Below are 14,874 nucleotides of genomic sequence, written 5' to 3' on the forward strand. Positions count from 1 at the left end.
CTTCGGCGTCATGGCGGCGGCGCGCCCTCGATCTTCAGCTTCGAATCCGGGCGGACGCGCTGGCGATGCAAGGTGTAGAGCCCGCTGCCGGCGATCAGGGCGATGCCGGTCATGGCCCAGAAATCGGGAATGTCGCCCCAGACCAGGTATCCGATCGCCACCGCGAAGGCGACGCCGGAATAGCGGTAGCCCGAGATCACGCCGACATCGGTCCGCCGGAAGGCGTTGACGATGAACAGGCTGCCGAGCGCGACCAGCAGCGCCGCGCCGCCGAGATAGACGGTTTCCAGGCGCTGGATCGAGACCCAGCTTTCGAACAGGCCGAGTCCGGCGGCCGAGAGGCCGACGATCATCGTCGCAGCGAGCGAGATCACCGTCGAGGGGATGTGGTTGCCGATGCCGCGGGTGACGAGATCGCGCAGCGCCGCCAGGACCGAACTGGCGAGCGCCGCCATCGCCGCGATGTTCATGTGCTCCGGCGTCGGCCGGATCACCACCAGCACGCCGGCGAAGCCGACCAGCACCGCGAGCGAGCGCCGCCAGCCCACCTTCTCGATGCCGGATGCGACGGCGATGACGAGGATGATCAGCGGCGAGGCCATCAGGATCGCGGTGATGTTGCCGAGCGGCAGCATGGCCAGCGACCAGATGAAGATCAGGGCCACGCTGGCCTCGAGCGCGCCGCGCAGCAGCACGAGCGGCTGCAGGGCCTCGCCGATCTTGCGCCCGTCTCCGGAGAGCCAGACCAGAGCCAGCGTGATCGAGACCGCGAAGATCGCGCGCATCGCCAGCGCCTGGCCGACCGGGAAGGCCTCGCGGGCGAGCTTCATCAGGGCGTCGTTGCAGGTGAAGAACAGCATCGCCAGCAGCATGGCGATGATCCCGCGGCGATTATCGGCTGAGCTGGCCAAGGCATGATCCTGGTGGCGTCACTGGGTCCCTGCGGCGGCTTGCGCGGACCTGTGGCGGCTCACGTCGCCGCGAAGCGGCTGAGCGAGAAGGGGGCGAGGTCGAAGGCCGACTGGCCGGAGGTGGAGAGGTCGGCGAGGATCTCGCCGATGGCGCTGGCGAATTTGAAGCCATGGCCGGAGCAGGCCGAGGCGAAGACCGCTTGCGGCGCGCCCGGAACGGCGTCGATCACGAAACCCTCGTCGGGCGTCACCGTGTAGACGCAGCCCTTCAGGCTGAGCGGCTCGCCGGCGGCGTCGGGCAGGTAGCGTGCCAGGCATTCGCGGATCAGCGCGACCTGGCGCGGGCTCGGCGTCCGGTCGGGCTCGCGCGGGTCCATCGGCTCGCGTCCGAAATGCGGCCCGCCGAGCTTGAAGCCGGGATGCTCGTAGAGCGGGAAGCCGTAAAAGGTGCCTTCCTCGACGCTGAGGATGAAGACGGGAAACGCGTCGGGGCGGTAGAGTTCCGGCCGCCGCGTCGTGAACCAGCCGATGGCCTGGCGCACGGTCGAGACCTGTGTCGCGAGCGCCGGCACCGCGTCGGCGATCCAGCCGCCGGAGGTGATCACCAGCCGCCCGGCCGAATAGGTTCCGCGCTCGGTGCGCACCACGACGCCGCCCTGCGCGGTCGGCGTCCAGTCGAGCAGCGGCTCGTTGGTGCGGATCTCGGCGCCGCGCGATTGGGCGAGCCCGACATGGGCATAGATCGCCTTTTCCGAGGCGACGAAGCCGCCATCCGGCTGCCAGAGCCCGACATGCCCGGCCGGCAGGCTGAAGCCCGGGAAGCGCCGGGTGATCTCCGGGCCGTCGAGCAGCTCATGCGCCAGCCCGTGATCGAGGCAGGATTGCTGAGAGGATTCGACCGGTCCGGCCCCTTCCGGCGCGAGGTCGAGCGAGCCGGTGACGTGCAGGAGCTGCATGCCGGCTTCCGTGCCGGTCTCCTGCCAGAGCTGATGCGCGCGCCGGACGATCGGCACGTAATGCGAGCCCTCGAAATAGGCGAGCCGGATGATCCGGGTCATGCCGTGGGAGGAGCCCATCGCATGGCCGAGATCGTAGCGCTCGAGCCCGAGCACTTTCAGCCCGCGGCGTGCCAGGTGCCAGCAGGCGGCGGAGCCCATGGCGCCGACACCGGCGACGATCACGTCATAGCTATGGCTGGTCATCGCCCGAAGCTCAAAGGGAGGGGAAACGGCACGGCTTGAGCTTTAGCGGCAGGCTCCGGCAGGGTCCATGCTCGCCAGGGCCGGCCGGCTGCGCTGTTCTTGCGTGACGGAACGTCGCGCGGCGGCTGTCCGCTGCCCGTAGGAGAGCCTTTGTTAACGATATGCAACGATAAAAGCTCGACTTTTCGTTCTCCCAGGATTGGCTGATGCTTCGCGAAAGGGTCCGGCGCTGGTTGGGCACTCGAAACCGTGCCGTCGCTGCCGGGCTGCCCGCTCCGGCCGAAGCCGTGCCGCTCCCCGTTCCGGTCGCGGCGCCCGATCCGCTCGACGATGCTTCGGTCCGTGAAGCCGTCAATGCGCTGGAGCAGGACGTCGTGGCGGCGCTGCGCCGCCTGACGGAGCGCCTCTACCAGGCGGAGCACACCTCGAGCCAGGCCGAGGCCGGATCGATCGGCATCCACCGGCGTACCGGCGATCTCAGGCAGGCGGCGGAAACCGCCAGCCTGAATTCGAGCGCGCTCGCGACCGCGACCCAGCAGGTCTCCGACGCCGCCGAGCAGGTCGGCAGCTCGATGAACGGCGCGCGCGACATGCTCGAGGCGGCGGCGACGCGGGCCGGCGAGGCGACGCAAATGATGACCGGGCTCGCGATCGCGACCGTCGAGATCCGCAGCATCGTCGATTCGATCGCGGAGATCGCGCGCCAGACCAATCTTTTGGCCCTGAACGCGACCATCGAGGCGGCGCGCGCCGGCGAGGCGGGCCGCGGCTTCGGCGTGGTGGCGCAGGAGGTCAAGGCGCTCTCGGTCGAGGTCCGCGATGCGGTCGATCATATCCGCAGCCGCGTTGATCGCCTGACGCAGACCGCGCAGGGCTCGGCCGCGATCGTCAACGACGCGTTGCAGATGGTGCGCGACGTCAATCCGGTGATCGCCGCGATCGGCAGCGCCTCGCATGAGCAGGCGGCGGCTGCGGCCGAGCTCTCGCGCAGCGCCGACGAGACCGCCCGCTTCATCGACACGGTCTCGCGCCAGGTCGGCGAGATCGACGAGATGGCCCTGGGGGCGGCGGCGCGTAGCGCCGAGGCGCGCGGCGCGATGTCGGACGGGGCCCGCCAGTCGGAGGGGCTGATGGGCCGCTTCGTGCCGCTGCTGCGCCATACCGTCTTCGCCGACCGCCGCCAGCATGACCGGTTTCCGGCGGAATATACCGTCGAGGCGCGTTTCGGGGACACGGTCTTCTCGGCGCAGAGCATCGATCTCGGCCTCGGCGGCGCCTTGCTCTCGGCCCAGGCCGATCCGCGCGTGAAGTCGGGCTCGCCGGGCGCCATCACCATTGCCGACCTGCCGCCATTGACCTGCCGCCTGATGGCGACCAGCGAGCTCGGCCTGCATATCGCCTTCGACGATGGCGCGGTCCGCGATCACGAGCCGCTGCGCCGGCTCGTCGGCGAGATCGAGCGGTCCTACAGGCCGCTGATCGAGCGCGCCCAGGCCTTTTCCGTCCGCATCGCCGCGCTGTTCGAGCAGGCGCTGCGCGAGTCCCTGCTCAGCGAGGCCGAGCTCTTCGACATTCACTACCTGCCGGTTCCCGAGACCGACCCGCCGCAGCATACCAACCGCTCGCTGCCGGCGCTCGAGGCGCTGCTGCCGCCTGTCCTCGCCGAGACGCTCGCCAGCGACCCGCGCCTGGTCTTCACCCTGCCGATCGACCGCAACGGCTATATCGCGGTGCATCACCCCGAGTTCTCGCGGCCCCAGCGCAAGGACGATCCGGTCTGGAGTGCCGCCCATAGCCGCAATCGCCGCATCTTCGACGACCGCGCCGGCATCATGGCGGCGCGCTCGGTCCGGCCCTTCCTGGTCCAGTCCTACCACCGCGACATGGGCGGCGGCGTTACCCATGTCATGCGCGAGGTGGACGCGCCGCTCAGGGTGAACGGTCGCCACTGGGGCGGCGTGCGGATGGCCTACAGGATGTGAGACGCGGTCTGGAGCGCAGCAGCATCCGGCGCAGGCAACTTGAAATCGCCTCATTGCGCGCCCATATCATTTCCATCGAGCCCGATTCGTTCGGCTAGCTCCTGTCGCTCCGACCGAGCGCCGAGCCCGCTTTTCAGCACCATCGAAGTTTGATCGCTGCCTTTGCAGCGCAGCCGCCGCGCGATGTCGCGCGACGATTCTCACAAGAAAAAAGCCGCACGACCTGTGTCGCAGCGGCCATGGATCAAGATGAACACCAATACCCAATCGAAAACTGCTTCGGCGCATCCGCGCCCGTTTCACAAGATCGCGGCCGAGGTCGCGCCGCCAAAGGCCGACCCGGCCTGGAAGCCGGAGCCCTGCGGCCTCAGCCGCGAAGAACTCCGCAAGATCGTCGCCGAGATTCTCGGTTGAGACGACGCGGATGACGCAGATCGGCGCCGTCCGGCGCCGATCGACAAGGGGGATCCCGCGGAAAGCGCGGGAAACCCCGGGGAGAATGCCATGAACCACATCATGAATAGAACCAGGCCGGAGGCACGCGCGGGGAGGTTCCGCTCGGCGCCTGCCGCAATGCGCCCGCAGTCCGGCGCTGCCGACACGAGGCAGATGCCTCAGGACGCACGCAAGCGCTACGAGCGCTATCTGGTGCTCGCCCGCGACACCGCCCTGACGGGCGACCGGATCGGGGCCGAGAACTACTACCAGCACGCCGAGCACTATCTGCGCGCGATGACGGCGAACGTCAGAGACGCCGGATAAGAGCAGGCGGGGCGAGACGCCTCACGGTCCTGTGCGTCGGTTCCCTCTTCGCCGCGACCCGGCGCGCCGCCGCCAGCGCTGCTCGCGCCCAGATGACAAGCTCGTCGGGTTCGTCCAGCAGCCGCTCGGGCGCGCGCCAGAACGAGAGATCTATGGTGCGCCCATGCTTCTCGTAGCTGAGGGGCGGTGAGGTCGCGGCTTCCTTGAAGGCCGCCCGGTTTTGGTCATCGACCCGGAAGTAGAGCGTGTCGTCGGTCACCATCCCGAACATCAGCTTGTCGCAGAAAACGCCGGTCTTGCCGAACATGCGCCGCATGGTGACGCGGCCGAGCGGGGCAAGCTGCTCGCGCAGGAACTCGGCGAAGCCCTGGCTGGCGACCATCCTCAGCCCCTGGTTCCGACCCCCAACAGGACCTAGCCGCCGGTGACGCTCATGTGCCGGCCGACCGCCGGGCGCGCGCGCCTGCGGTCGATGACGAAGTCGTGGCCCTTGGGCTTGCGCGTGATCGCCTCGTCCATGGCCCGGTAGAGCAAGGTGTCGTCGCCGGAGGCACGGATCGGCGCTCGCAGATCGGCGGCGTCCTCCTGGCCGAGGCACATATAGAGCGTGCCGGTGCAGGTCAGCCGCACGCGGTTGCAGCTCTCGCAGAAATTATGGGTCATCGGCGTGATGAAGCCGACGAGCCCGCCGGTTTCCCGCACCCGGACATAGCGCGCCGGCCCGCCGGTGCGGTACGGGTCGTCGTCGAGCGTGTACTTGTCCATCAGCCTGGCGCGCACGATCGAGAGCGGCAGGAACTGGTCGATCCGGCCGGGCTCGATCTCGCCGAGCGGCATCACCTCGATCAGGGTCAGGTCCATGCCGAGCCCGTGCGCCCAGCTCATCAGCCCCTCGATCTCGTCCTCGTTGACGTCCTTCAGCGCCACCGCGTTGATCTTGACCCGCAGGCCCGCGGCACGCGCCGCCTCGATGCCGCGCAGCACCTTGTCGAGGTCGCCCCAGCGCGTGATCTTGCGGAACTTGTCGGGGTCGAGCGTGTCGAGCGAGACGTTCACGCGTCGGACCCCGCAGGCGGCGAGCTCGCTGGCATAGCGCTCGAGCTGCGAGCCGTTGGTGGTCAGCGTCAGCTCGTCCAGCGCGCCGGAGGCGAGATGGCGCGACAATGAGCGGAACAGGTTCATGATGTCGCGCCGGACCAGCGGCTCGCCGCCGGTGATGCGCAGCTTGCGGGTGCCGCGCGCGACGAAGGCGGTGGCGACGCGGTCGACCTCTTCCAGCGTCAGCAGGTCGCGCTTGGGCAGGAAGGTCATGTCCTCGGACATGCAGTAGACGCAGCGGAAATCGCAGCGATCCGTCACCGAGATGCGCAAATAGGAAATCTCCCGGCCGAACGGATCGACCAGGGGCGGGCGCGTCAGCGGTTTGAAGTCTTCGAGCAGCACTCTGATCTCGTCCTGCAATGATCCCAGGCTCTTCGCCCCGGATGCGCGGCGGCTGCCTCGTTGCTATAGGCTTCAGAGATTGGCATCGCGGCGCGTAAGGTCAAGCGCGGCGATCGTCGCAGCCTGCTGGAAGAGAACACGACCATGTCATCCTGGCCGACCGAGATCCGCCTGTCGAAGGACCGGCGGACGCTGCATGTCTCCTTCGAGGATGGCGCGTCTTACGCGCTCGCCGCCGAGCTTCTGCGGGTCGAGAGCCCTTCGGCCGAGGTCCAGGGCCATGGCCCGACCCAGAAGAAGACCGTGCCGGGCAAGGCTAATGTCCAGATCATCGCGATCGAGCCGGTCGGGCACTATGCCGTGAAGCTCGGCTTCGACGACATGCACGACACCGGCATCTATGGCTGGGACTATTTGCGCGAGCTCGGCGAGCAGGGCGAGGCGAAGATGCAGGCCTATCTCGACGCCCTGGCGGAAAAGGGCCTGTCGCGGGAGCCGGTCAGGCGAGGGTAGGCACCAAACGACGCTTCTGCCATCGACGTTATAGGCGCCCCATGACAACGCTCGCCGGTTCCTTTGCCTTTGAGACCGAACGCCTTCTGCTCCGCCCGCGGACGCTGGCCGATACGGATGCCTGCATCGAGATGGACCGCGACCCGGATGTGACCCGCTTCGTGAACGGACCATGGTCCGATCCAGCCGCGCACCGGGCCTTCGTCGAAAAGCGCACATCCGGCCCTTGGCCGCAGGGCATGGGTTACTGGACGATCCTGTTGCGCGAGGACGCCGCGACTTTCGTCGGCTGGGTCCTCCTGATCCCCGTGGATGCGGTCGGTCCGGAGATCGAGATCGGTTGGCGGCTGAGACAGCGCTTCTGGGGCAAAGGCTTCGCGACGGAGGCCGCCCGGCCGGTCCTGGCTCACGCCTTCGAGATCCTCGGCCTGGACGAAGTCATCGCGGAGATTGCTCCCGAAAATCTGGGCTCGCTGAAGGTCGCGGAGAAGATCGGGTTGAAGCGAAGAGGACTGATCGAGCACGGCGAAATGCCGGCGGAACGGTTCACGCTGAAATCGGTGGAATTTTCGCCGTCTGTCGCGGCGGGCCCGGGCTGAGCCCAACGAAAAAGGCCGGCGCGAGCCGGCCTTTTCCGAATTCGGCCGATCGTTGCGCTCAGCGCGCGACGACGACGCGGGTGCCGACCCTGACGCGGTCGTAGAGGTCGATCACGTCCTCGTTCAGCATGCGGATGCAGCCCGAGGAGACGGCCTGGCCGATCGTCTCCGGCTCGTTCGAGCCATGGATGCGGTAGAGCGTCGAGCCGAGATAGAGGGCGCGCGCGCCGAGCGGGTTCTCCGGGCCACCGGGCATGAAGCGCGGCAGGTCGGGGCGGCGCTTCAGCATCTGCGACGGCGGCGTCCAGCTCGGCCATTCCGCCTTGCGGGTGATCGCCTGCGAGCCGGCCCAGTCGAAGCCGGGGCGGCCGACGCCGACGCCGTAGCGCACCGCCTTGCCGTCGCCCAGCACGTAATAGAGCCGGCGTTCGCTGGTGTCGATGACGATCGTGCCCGGCCGATGCCGGCTGTCATAGCTGACGATCTCGCGCGGGATGGCGGTGGCCTGGGCCTTGGCCGCATCCGGGTTCTGGACCAGCGGCTGGCGGGTCAGCGGGTCGATCTCATAGGCGTTGGCGACCGAGGCGGTGGCCATCAGGCCCAAGCCTGCGAACATGGCCATACGGAAAAAGCGGTTCATCAGGGACCTCGAGAAACGGGAATCGCGGACACGAAGTTGACCGGAAAAAGTCAACATCTCCTCAATTTCCTGTCAGAATCCTGCAACCCCCGCAATCGGGCGGTCATCACATCGGCGCGAGGGCCTGGGCTTTCGCGCCCTGCGTTGCGCACATGCAACATAAGCTCAGCCGCCTCAGCTCTTGAGCACGACGCATGACCCGCTCTGCGCCTGGATGCGCTGGCACAGCGCGGTCGCGACCGCCCGGCTCGCCGCCGGCAGGCGCACCCGGTAGAAGGCGCGCGGGCCGCGGCTGCGCAGGCGCGTGCCGATCACCATCGGCTGCAGGTTGGCGATGACGGAGCGATGGCGTGCGCTGGCGCGCTGGAACGCCGCGAGCGCGGCGCCCTTCGAGAAGTTGCCGGCGAGCTGCACGCCCCATGGCGCGAAGCGCGCCTCGCTGCGCCCGGAGAATGAACCGCTCGCGCGCAGCGCCGCAACCGTCGTGCCGCAGAGCACGGTCTTGTCGGGTGTCGCGGGCCGGGCGGGGCGGTCGCGCCCGTCGCCATTGGCCGACGCTTTGGCGTCCTCGGCCCAGGTGGCGGCGCTGACCCCGGTGATGGCGATGACATAATTCTCGGTCTCGAGGGGCAGGGCGCCGGTGCCGCCGCGCGAAAGCCAGCCCGCGACCCGGTTCGGGCCGCTGTTATAGGCGGCCGCCGCAAGGCCCCAATTGCCGAGGCGCTGGCGCAGCTCGGCAAGGAAATGCGCGGCCTTCGGTACCGCCTGCTCGGGATCGAAAGGGTCGGCGAGCCCGCGCTCGCGCGCCGTGCCCGGCATGAACTGGGCCACGCCCTGCGCGCCCACGGGGCTGACGGCGCCGGCACGGAAACTCGATTCCTGGAAGATCAGGCGGGTCAGGAAGGCGGCGGGCACGCCATGCTCGCGGGCGGCCGCGTCGATCAGCCCGCACAGCGCCTGGTCGATGCCGGAGGATGCCGGCGCGCCCTCGGCCGAGCAGGGCGCACTCGCGGCGAGGCCGAGCACAAGGACGGCTGCGATGAGGAGCGGCGAAGGGTTCATTGGCGCGAAGGATAGAGCATTTTCGCGTAAAACTTGTGAAGAAAATACGTCAAACCAACAAGACCAGGCCGTTTCGGCCCGATCTGGATCGAAACGGCCTGGCTGATGCCGGGTCCGCCGTAAAGCGAGGCCGGGCGATCGGCAGGAGGAGGGGGCGGGCTGCCCGCTCGTCCCGTGTCGGGCGGATTCTACCGCTGCGTGCCCGGACGGGCCCTGCGGTCAGGACGGCGATAGCGTCCGCGGTAGTAGTGCCGGCGATAATGGCGGCGGCGGTAATAATGCCGCGGGCGGCGGTAATGGCGCCGGCGGCCATAATAATACTGGCTGAAATCCGCCTCCGTGGCGTCGACCGCCTGCGCCGTATCTGGAGACAGCGCGTCCGGGTCGCGTGGCAAGGCGGGCTGCGCGGCTTCGGCAGCGGCGATCCCGCCGACGCTCGCGGCTGCGAGGCCGCCGATGAGAGCGGTGATGAATGATCGTCTATCCAAGGGAGAACCTCCGTCAGGTCGCAGCCTCGGGCCGCGCGTCGCCGCACGGATGGCTGCGCAGGAAGCAACGCTCCGAGCGCGTTAAAGTTCAATGACGGCGATCGGGAGGATCGAGCGGGTCGGCGTTGCACCGGCAGAAACGAACAAATTCGCTGTCGGCGCGTAGATGAGCGGTACGCAGAGCCGTGCCGATTGCACGGGACCAGCGTCCGACCCTTTGAAGGAGTATGAAACATGTTTCTCAGGTCAGCTCTGCCAACTCTTGCCGCGCTCTTCCTCGCTGCTGCGCCCGCGGCGGCTCAGGAAAGGCTTGGCCCGCCGACCGGCTCGGTCAGCCTCCAGCAGGTGCAGGTCGCCTTCATCGGTTCCGGCGAAGCCGGCGAGGGCACGCTGAGATTCGGCCGCCGCTCCTATCCGATCACGGTCGGCGGGCTCGGCATCGGCGCCATCGGCGCCTCGCGGATGACCGCGACCGGGACGGTCTACGGCCTGCGTCGTGTCCAGGATTTCGCCGGCGCTTACGTGCAGCTGCGCGAGGGCTGGGCCCTCGGCGACCAGGGCAGGGGCAGCGTCTGGCTGCGCAACAACAAGGGCGTGACCATGAAGCTCAACGCCCGGCGCCAGGGCCTGCAGCTCTCGCTCGGCGCCGACGGCGTCCTGATCGGCTTCAAGTAAGATCGGGAAGCGCCGCGGGCCTCGCGCCTGCGGCGCGAGTTCACGCACGGCACCGTGCTCGGCACGAGAGATATCGGAAAGCGCTGAAAAAATGGTGGGCGGCACAGGGATCGAACCTGTGACCCCTCCCGTGTGAAGGGAGTGCTCTACCGCTGAGCTAGCCGCCCGGACCGGCCCCTCTCCTAGTCGCCGGCATGGATGGCGTCAAGAATGGACCGGAACCTGGTTCAGCACCTGCCGCACGGCTCCGGGCAGCGCATCGAAATGCTGGATGACGAGATCGGGCGAAAGCTCCTCGATCGGCACGTCGGTATAGCCGAAGGGCACGCAGATTGACGGGATGCCGGCGGCGCGGGCGGTGGTGATGTCGGTGCGGGAATCGCCGATCATCACGGCGCGCTTGGGATCGCCTCCGGCCGCCTCGATGGTCAAGGTCAGGTGGCGCGGGTCAGGCTTGTGGAAGGCGAAGCTGTCGCGCCCGGCCACTGCCGCGAAGCGCGAGGCGATGCCGAAATGGTCGAGGATCAGCCGCGTGTGCAGGATCGGCTTGTTGGTGCAGACGGCGAGCGCATAGCCGTCCTCGGCCAGCGCTTCCATCGCCTCGAGCACGCCGTCATAGAGATGGCTGTTGGAGGCGACGTCCTCGGCGTAGATCAGCAGAAAATCCTCGAACAGCCGCTCCAGCGTCTCCTCGTCGAGCGGCCGGCCGGAGACGCGGAAGCCGCGCTCGATCAGGGCGCGCGCTCCGGCGCCGACGAGCTCGCGCGCCCGCTCCAGCGGCAGGGGCGACAGCCCTTCGCGCTCCAGGATCACGTTCAGCGTGCGCATGATGTCGGGCGCGGTCTCGGCCAGGGTGCCGTCGAGGTCGAAGACGACGATGGGGGAGAGGCTCATGGGCGGGGTCCGGTGCCGGGGATGGTTCGGGGCCTGTAAAGGCTGTCGGGCTCGGTTTGGCAAGGGCGCCAGGCCGGATGGTCATCAGGGCCGACAGTAACGGTGCTATCTTTGCCCTGATTCGTGAAGGATGGCGGCTTTGTCTGAAGATCTTGAAAACGCCGGCCTGCGCCGGCCGGCCTTTGCGGCGCTGCTGGCCCTTGGTGCCGTGCTGGCCTCGCCCCTGTCCGCCGCGGCGGCGCCCTACGAGTTCGCGCCGGCGCCGCAGAACGATCTCAACCGGCTCTACCGCGTCGACCGCGCCACCGGCGAGGTCGGCGCCTGCCAGTTCCAGCTCAAGGAAGGCGGGGTCGGCGTGACGATCTGCTTCCCGGCGGGCGAGGGGGCCGGCCCGCAGCCGCCGAGCGACTACCTGCTCGTGCCCTCGCGGCATGAGCGCGAGGGCGGCATCTTCCGCGTCAATCTCCGCACCGGCGAGATGAGCGTCTGCTACGTCTTCGACGACAAGGTGGTCTGCACGCCGCAGGCCAGGTGAACGGTTTCGCCCGATATTTCGGTAGGGGATGCCGTTGCCTGCGGCATTTGGCATCGGCATCGGCCGGCGGGACGTGCTAGACGCCTCCGGTGTCACACTTCGCCGAGGCCCGCCATGCTGAAACTGAATGATCCGACCCTCCTGAAGTCGCAATGCTATGTCGACGGCGCCTGGATCGGCGCGGGCACTGACCCGGTCGACAACCCGGCGACGGGCGAGGTCCTGGCCAAGGTGCCGCGCTTCGGTGCGGACGAGACCACGGCCGCCGTCGAGGCGGCTTCGCGCGCCTTCAAGCCCTGGGCGAAGAAGACCGCCAAGGAACGCTCGCTCGTCCTGCGCAAATGGTTCGACCTGATCATGGCGAACCAGGAGGACATCGCGCAGATCATGACCGCCGAGCAGGGCAAGCCGCTCAGCGAGGCCCGCGGCGAGGTCGCCTATGCCGCCTCCTTCGTCGAGTTCTACGCGGAAGAGGCCAAGCGCATCTATGGCGAGACGATTCCCTCACCCTTCCCGAATTCGCGCATCATCGTGCAGAAGCAGCCCGTCGGCGTTTGCGCCGCGATCACGCCCTGGAATTTCCCGGCCGCGATGATCACCCGCAAATGCGCGCCGGGCCTCGCCGCCGGCTGCACCTTCGTGGTCAAGCCCGCGCCGGATACCCCGCTGACGGCCCTGGCCTTGGTCGAACTCGCCGAGCGCGCCGGCTTCCCCAAGGGCGTGATCAACATCGTAACGGGCGATGCGGTCGCGATCGGCAGCGTCATGACCTCGCATCCTGCGGTGCGCTTCATCGGCTTCACCGGCTCGACCCCGGTCGGCAAGCTCCTGATGCAGCAGGCGGCCTCGACGGTGAAGAAGGTCGGGCTCGAGCTCGGCGGCAACGCGCCCTTCATCGTCTTCGACGACGCCGATATCGATGCGGCCGTGCAGGGCGCGATCGCAGCCAAGTACCGCAACATGGGCCAGACCTGCGTCTGCACCAACCGGCTCTTCGTCCAGGACGGCATCCATGACGAGTTCGTCGCGAAATTCGCCGGCGAGGTCGCCAAGATGAAGGTCGGAAACGGCGTCGAGGTCGGCGTCGTGCAGGGCCCGCTGATCAACGAGAAGGCCGTCGAGAAGGTCGAGCGCCATGTCGCGGACGCTGTCGCCAACGGCGCCAAGGTCGTGGTCGGCGGCAAGCGCCATGCCCTGGGGCGCACCTTCTACGAGCCGACCGTGATTTCCGGCGTGACCACGAAGATGCTGGTCACCAACGAGGAGACCTTTGGTCCGGTCGCGCCGGTCTATCGCTTCTCGACCGAGGACGAGGTCGTCCGGATGGCGAACGACACGCCGTTCGGACTGGCCGCCTATTTCTACTCGAAGGATCTCGGCCGGGCCTTCCGCGTCGCCGAGGAGCTCGAATACGGCATGGTCGGCGTCAACTCGGCCATTCTCGGCACCGAGGTCGCGCCCTTCGGCGGCGTCAAGGAATCCGGCCTCGGCCGCGAGGGCTCGCTGCACGGCATGGATGAGTTCGTCGAGATCAAATACATGCTCATGGGCGGGCTCGGCGCGTGAGCGCTCCGGCCATGACGATGAGCGCCGACGATCTCAAGAAGCAGGCGGCCGCCCGCGCGCTCGAGCTGGTGCGGCCGGGCATGCGGCTCGGCCTCGGCACCGGCTCGACCGCGAAGCATTTCGTCGACCTGCTCGGCGCCCGCGTCGCGCAGGGGCTCGAGGTCCTGTGCGTGGCGACCTCCGAGGTGACGCAGGCCCAGGCCGAGGCGCTCGCCATCCCGATGTCGACGCTCGACGAGACGCCGGAGCTCGATCTCACCGTCGATGGCGCCGACGAACTGGATCGCGAGCTGCGCCTGATCAAGGGCGGCGGCGCGGCCCTGCTGCGCGAGAAGATCGTCGCCACGGCCTCCAGGCGCATGGTGGTGATCGCCGATGACAGCAAGCTGGTCGAGACGCTCGGGCGCTATCCTTTGCCGATCGAGGTGGTGCCCTTCGGGCTCGAGGTGACGCGCCGCGCCGTGGCCGCGGCGATCGCGGCCTCGGGCGCAGCCGGCGAGCTGACGCTGCGCACGCGCCCCGACGGCTCGACGCTGGTCACCGATGGCGGCCATTACATTCTCGACGCGCATCTTGGCCGCATCGAGAAGCCCGAGGCGCTCGGCACGGCGCTGAACCTCATCCCCGGCGTGGTCGAGCACGGGCTGTTCCTCGGCATCGCCGCCTGCGCCATCCTGGCCAGCAGCAATGGGCTGGTCGTCCTCGGCACGATCGAATGATTCCATTCTGGCGGAAAGCACGCTAAGGGAGACCCGCACCAAGCGGTCCAGGACCGGACGGTCACGAAACGATGCCGGTGACGGCGCTAGAGCAGGATGCGAAAAAGCGGGAACCGGTTTTTCGCATCCTGCTCTAACTTATTGATGAGAGACGGATTCAGACTTCAGTTGGAACCGCAAAGCGATTCCAACTGAAGTCATCCGGCTCTAGCGAAACCACCGGGCCGGCGGCGCGCATGACTGCGATGCAAGCGGGCTGAGGTCCGGGCTGTGCGAGACTGCCTGAAGATGAAGGGGCCCACTATCATGATCCGTCACCACCTCGCCGGCGCTGCCGTCGGCCTGGCGCTCGTGCTCGCCGTGCCGGCATTGGCCCAGGCGCCGGCCGCGACACCGGCTCCCGCGCTGGCTCCTGCGCCGGCCTCTACGATGACGCCCGCGCATCTTCAGGCTGCGCGCGACGTCGTCGTCACGTCCGGCATCAGCCAGTCCTTCGAATCGATTTATGGCGAGTTCCGCGAACGCGTCCGCCAGATCGTCGGCACGACCCGCCCAGAGCTCCAGAAGGACCTCAACGAGGTGCTCGATTCGCTGAAGCCGGAGGCGGACGCGAAGCGCGACGAGATCACCACGGTCGCCGCCGAGATCTTCGCCAGGAAGATGACCGAGGCCGATCTCAAGGAGGTCGCCGCCTTCTTCAAGTCACCGGTCGGGCAGCGCTACAACGCCTTCCGCCCGCAGGCGATCGACGAGATCTTCACGGCGCTGCAGCCCTGGAGCCTGGAGACCAGCAACTTCCTGTTCGACCGTTTCAGCCAGGAAATGCGCAAGCGCGGCCACCAGCTCTGAGGTTTCCGCAAACTATCCTCCGACGTCATTGCGA

Annotated in this window: 18 protein-coding genes and 1 tRNA gene; 10 read left to right on the forward strand and 9 right to left on the reverse strand. The window is 68.1% G+C overall.

Translation table 11 applies throughout. From position 1 onward, the window contains the following. Positions 1 to 8 precede the first annotated feature (8 nt). On the reverse strand, positions 9 to 911 hold the full coding sequence (locus ACTIF2_RS13365; RefSeq protein WP_439497563.1) for a DMT family transporter: 903 nt from the start codon (positions 909 to 911) through the stop codon (positions 9 to 11). A 59-nt stretch (positions 912 to 970) separates the two neighbouring features. Continuing rightward, complete coding sequence (solA, locus tag ACTIF2_RS13370) at positions 971 to 2,113, reverse strand: N-methyl-L-tryptophan oxidase (protein ID WP_439497564.1); 1,143 nt, start codon at positions 2,111 to 2,113, stop codon at positions 971 to 973. A 206-nt stretch (positions 2,114 to 2,319) separates the two neighbouring features. Between solA and ACTIF2_RS13375 the strand changes: the two genes are divergently transcribed. From ACTIF2_RS13375 to ACTIF2_RS13385, 3 genes are all read left to right on the forward strand, one after another. Then, positions 2,320 to 4,095 (forward strand): methyl-accepting chemotaxis protein, encoded by a 1,776-nt coding sequence (locus ACTIF2_RS13375; RefSeq protein WP_439497565.1) that lies wholly within the window; start codon positions 2,320 to 2,322, stop codon positions 4,093 to 4,095. Between the two features lie 183 nt (positions 4,096 to 4,278). Further along, positions 4,279 to 4,509, forward strand: a complete 231-nt coding sequence (locus ACTIF2_RS13380) for a hypothetical protein (RefSeq protein WP_439497566.1) — start codon at positions 4,279 to 4,281, stop codon at positions 4,507 to 4,509. 102 nt (positions 4,510 to 4,611) lie between these two features. Further along, entirely contained in the window at positions 4,612 to 4,857 is a 246-nt protein-coding gene (locus ACTIF2_RS13385; protein WP_439497604.1) for a DUF4167 domain-containing protein, read from the forward strand. On the opposite strand, the gene ACTIF2_RS13390 is transcribed toward ACTIF2_RS13385, so the two are convergent. Together ACTIF2_RS13390 and moaA are read right to left on the reverse strand one after the other, a co-directional pair. Further along, positions 4,841 to 5,239 carry a TfoX/Sxy family protein gene (locus ACTIF2_RS13390; protein WP_439497567.1) on the reverse strand — a complete coding sequence of 133 codons (399 nt, stop codon included), beginning with the start codon at positions 5,237 to 5,239 and terminating at the stop codon, positions 4,841 to 4,843. The two genes, ACTIF2_RS13385 and ACTIF2_RS13390, sit on opposite strands and share 17 nt — an antisense overlap. Positions 5,240 to 5,271: 32 nt before the next feature. Continuing rightward, a complete protein-coding gene (moaA, locus tag ACTIF2_RS13395; RefSeq protein WP_439497568.1) occupies positions 5,272 to 6,300 on the reverse strand; it encodes a GTP 3',8-cyclase MoaA in 1,029 nt (342 codons plus the stop codon). Positions 6,301 to 6,444: 144 nt separating this feature from the next. Here moaA and ACTIF2_RS13400 point away from each other — a divergent pair, with 144 nt between their 5' ends. Both ACTIF2_RS13400 and ACTIF2_RS13405 read left to right on the forward strand, forming a co-directional pair. Then, the gene (locus ACTIF2_RS13400) at positions 6,445 to 6,813 is read left to right on the forward strand and encodes a gamma-butyrobetaine hydroxylase family protein (RefSeq protein ID WP_439497569.1); all 369 of its coding nucleotides are present in this window, start codon (positions 6,445 to 6,447) and stop codon (positions 6,811 to 6,813) included. Positions 6,814 to 6,854: 41 nt separating this feature from the next. Further along, complete coding sequence (locus ACTIF2_RS13405; protein WP_439497570.1) at positions 6,855 to 7,412, forward strand: GNAT family N-acetyltransferase; 558 nt, start codon at positions 6,855 to 6,857, stop codon at positions 7,410 to 7,412. 58 nt (positions 7,413 to 7,470) lie between these two features. Here the strand turns inward: ACTIF2_RS13405 and ACTIF2_RS13410 are convergent, their stop codons facing one another. From ACTIF2_RS13410 to ACTIF2_RS13420, 3 genes are all read right to left on the reverse strand, one after another. Beyond that, on the reverse strand, positions 7,471 to 8,007 hold the full coding sequence (locus ACTIF2_RS13410; RefSeq protein WP_439497571.1) for a L,D-transpeptidase: 537 nt from the start codon (positions 8,005 to 8,007) through the stop codon (positions 7,471 to 7,473). A gap of 219 nt (positions 8,008 to 8,226) precedes the next feature. Then, on the reverse strand, positions 8,227 to 9,114 hold the full coding sequence (locus tag ACTIF2_RS13415; protein ID WP_439497572.1) for a lytic transglycosylase domain-containing protein: 888 nt from the start codon (positions 9,112 to 9,114) through the stop codon (positions 8,227 to 8,229). A 188-nt stretch (positions 9,115 to 9,302) separates the two neighbouring features. Then, a complete protein-coding gene (locus ACTIF2_RS13420; protein ID WP_439497573.1) occupies positions 9,303 to 9,602 on the reverse strand; it encodes a hypothetical protein in 300 nt (99 codons plus the stop codon). Positions 9,603 to 9,836: 234 nt separating this feature from the next. Between ACTIF2_RS13420 and ACTIF2_RS13425 the strand changes: the two genes are divergently transcribed. Beyond that, complete coding sequence (locus ACTIF2_RS13425) at positions 9,837 to 10,277, forward strand: hypothetical protein (RefSeq protein ID WP_439497574.1); 441 nt, start codon at positions 9,837 to 9,839, stop codon at positions 10,275 to 10,277. 92 nt (positions 10,278 to 10,369) lie between these two features. On the opposite strand, the gene ACTIF2_RS13430 is transcribed toward ACTIF2_RS13425, so the two are convergent. Continuing rightward, positions 10,370 to 10,444 (reverse strand) — tRNA-Val (locus ACTIF2_RS13430). Positions 10,445 to 10,481: 37 nt separating this feature from the next. Beyond that, a complete protein-coding gene (gph, locus tag ACTIF2_RS13435; protein ID WP_439497575.1) occupies positions 10,482 to 11,171 on the reverse strand; it encodes a phosphoglycolate phosphatase in 690 nt (229 codons plus the stop codon). Positions 11,172 to 11,301: 130 nt separating this feature from the next. Here gph and ACTIF2_RS13440 point away from each other — a divergent pair, with 130 nt between their 5' ends. From ACTIF2_RS13440 to ACTIF2_RS13455, 4 genes are all read left to right on the forward strand, one after another. Beyond that, complete coding sequence (locus ACTIF2_RS13440; RefSeq protein WP_439497576.1) at positions 11,302 to 11,706, forward strand: hypothetical protein; 405 nt, start codon at positions 11,302 to 11,304, stop codon at positions 11,704 to 11,706. A gap of 114 nt (positions 11,707 to 11,820) precedes the next feature. Further along, positions 11,821 to 13,272 carry an NAD-dependent succinate-semialdehyde dehydrogenase gene (locus ACTIF2_RS13445; RefSeq protein WP_439497577.1) on the forward strand — a complete coding sequence of 484 codons (1,452 nt, stop codon included), beginning with the start codon at positions 11,821 to 11,823 and terminating at the stop codon, positions 13,270 to 13,272. Between the two features lie 17 nt (positions 13,273 to 13,289). Further along, positions 13,290 to 13,991, forward strand: a complete 702-nt coding sequence (gene rpiA, locus ACTIF2_RS13450) for a ribose-5-phosphate isomerase RpiA (RefSeq protein ID WP_439497605.1) — start codon at positions 13,290 to 13,292, stop codon at positions 13,989 to 13,991. A 306-nt stretch (positions 13,992 to 14,297) separates the two neighbouring features. Then, positions 14,298 to 14,840 carry a DUF2059 domain-containing protein gene (locus tag ACTIF2_RS13455; protein ID WP_439497578.1) on the forward strand — a complete coding sequence of 181 codons (543 nt, stop codon included), beginning with the start codon at positions 14,298 to 14,300 and terminating at the stop codon, positions 14,838 to 14,840. The last annotated feature ends 34 nt before the right edge of the window (positions 14,841 to 14,874 follow it).

The sequence above is a fragment of the Allobosea sp. genome, assembly GCF_051860145.1.
Lineage (GTDB): Bacteria > Pseudomonadota > Alphaproteobacteria > Rhizobiales > Beijerinckiaceae > Allobosea.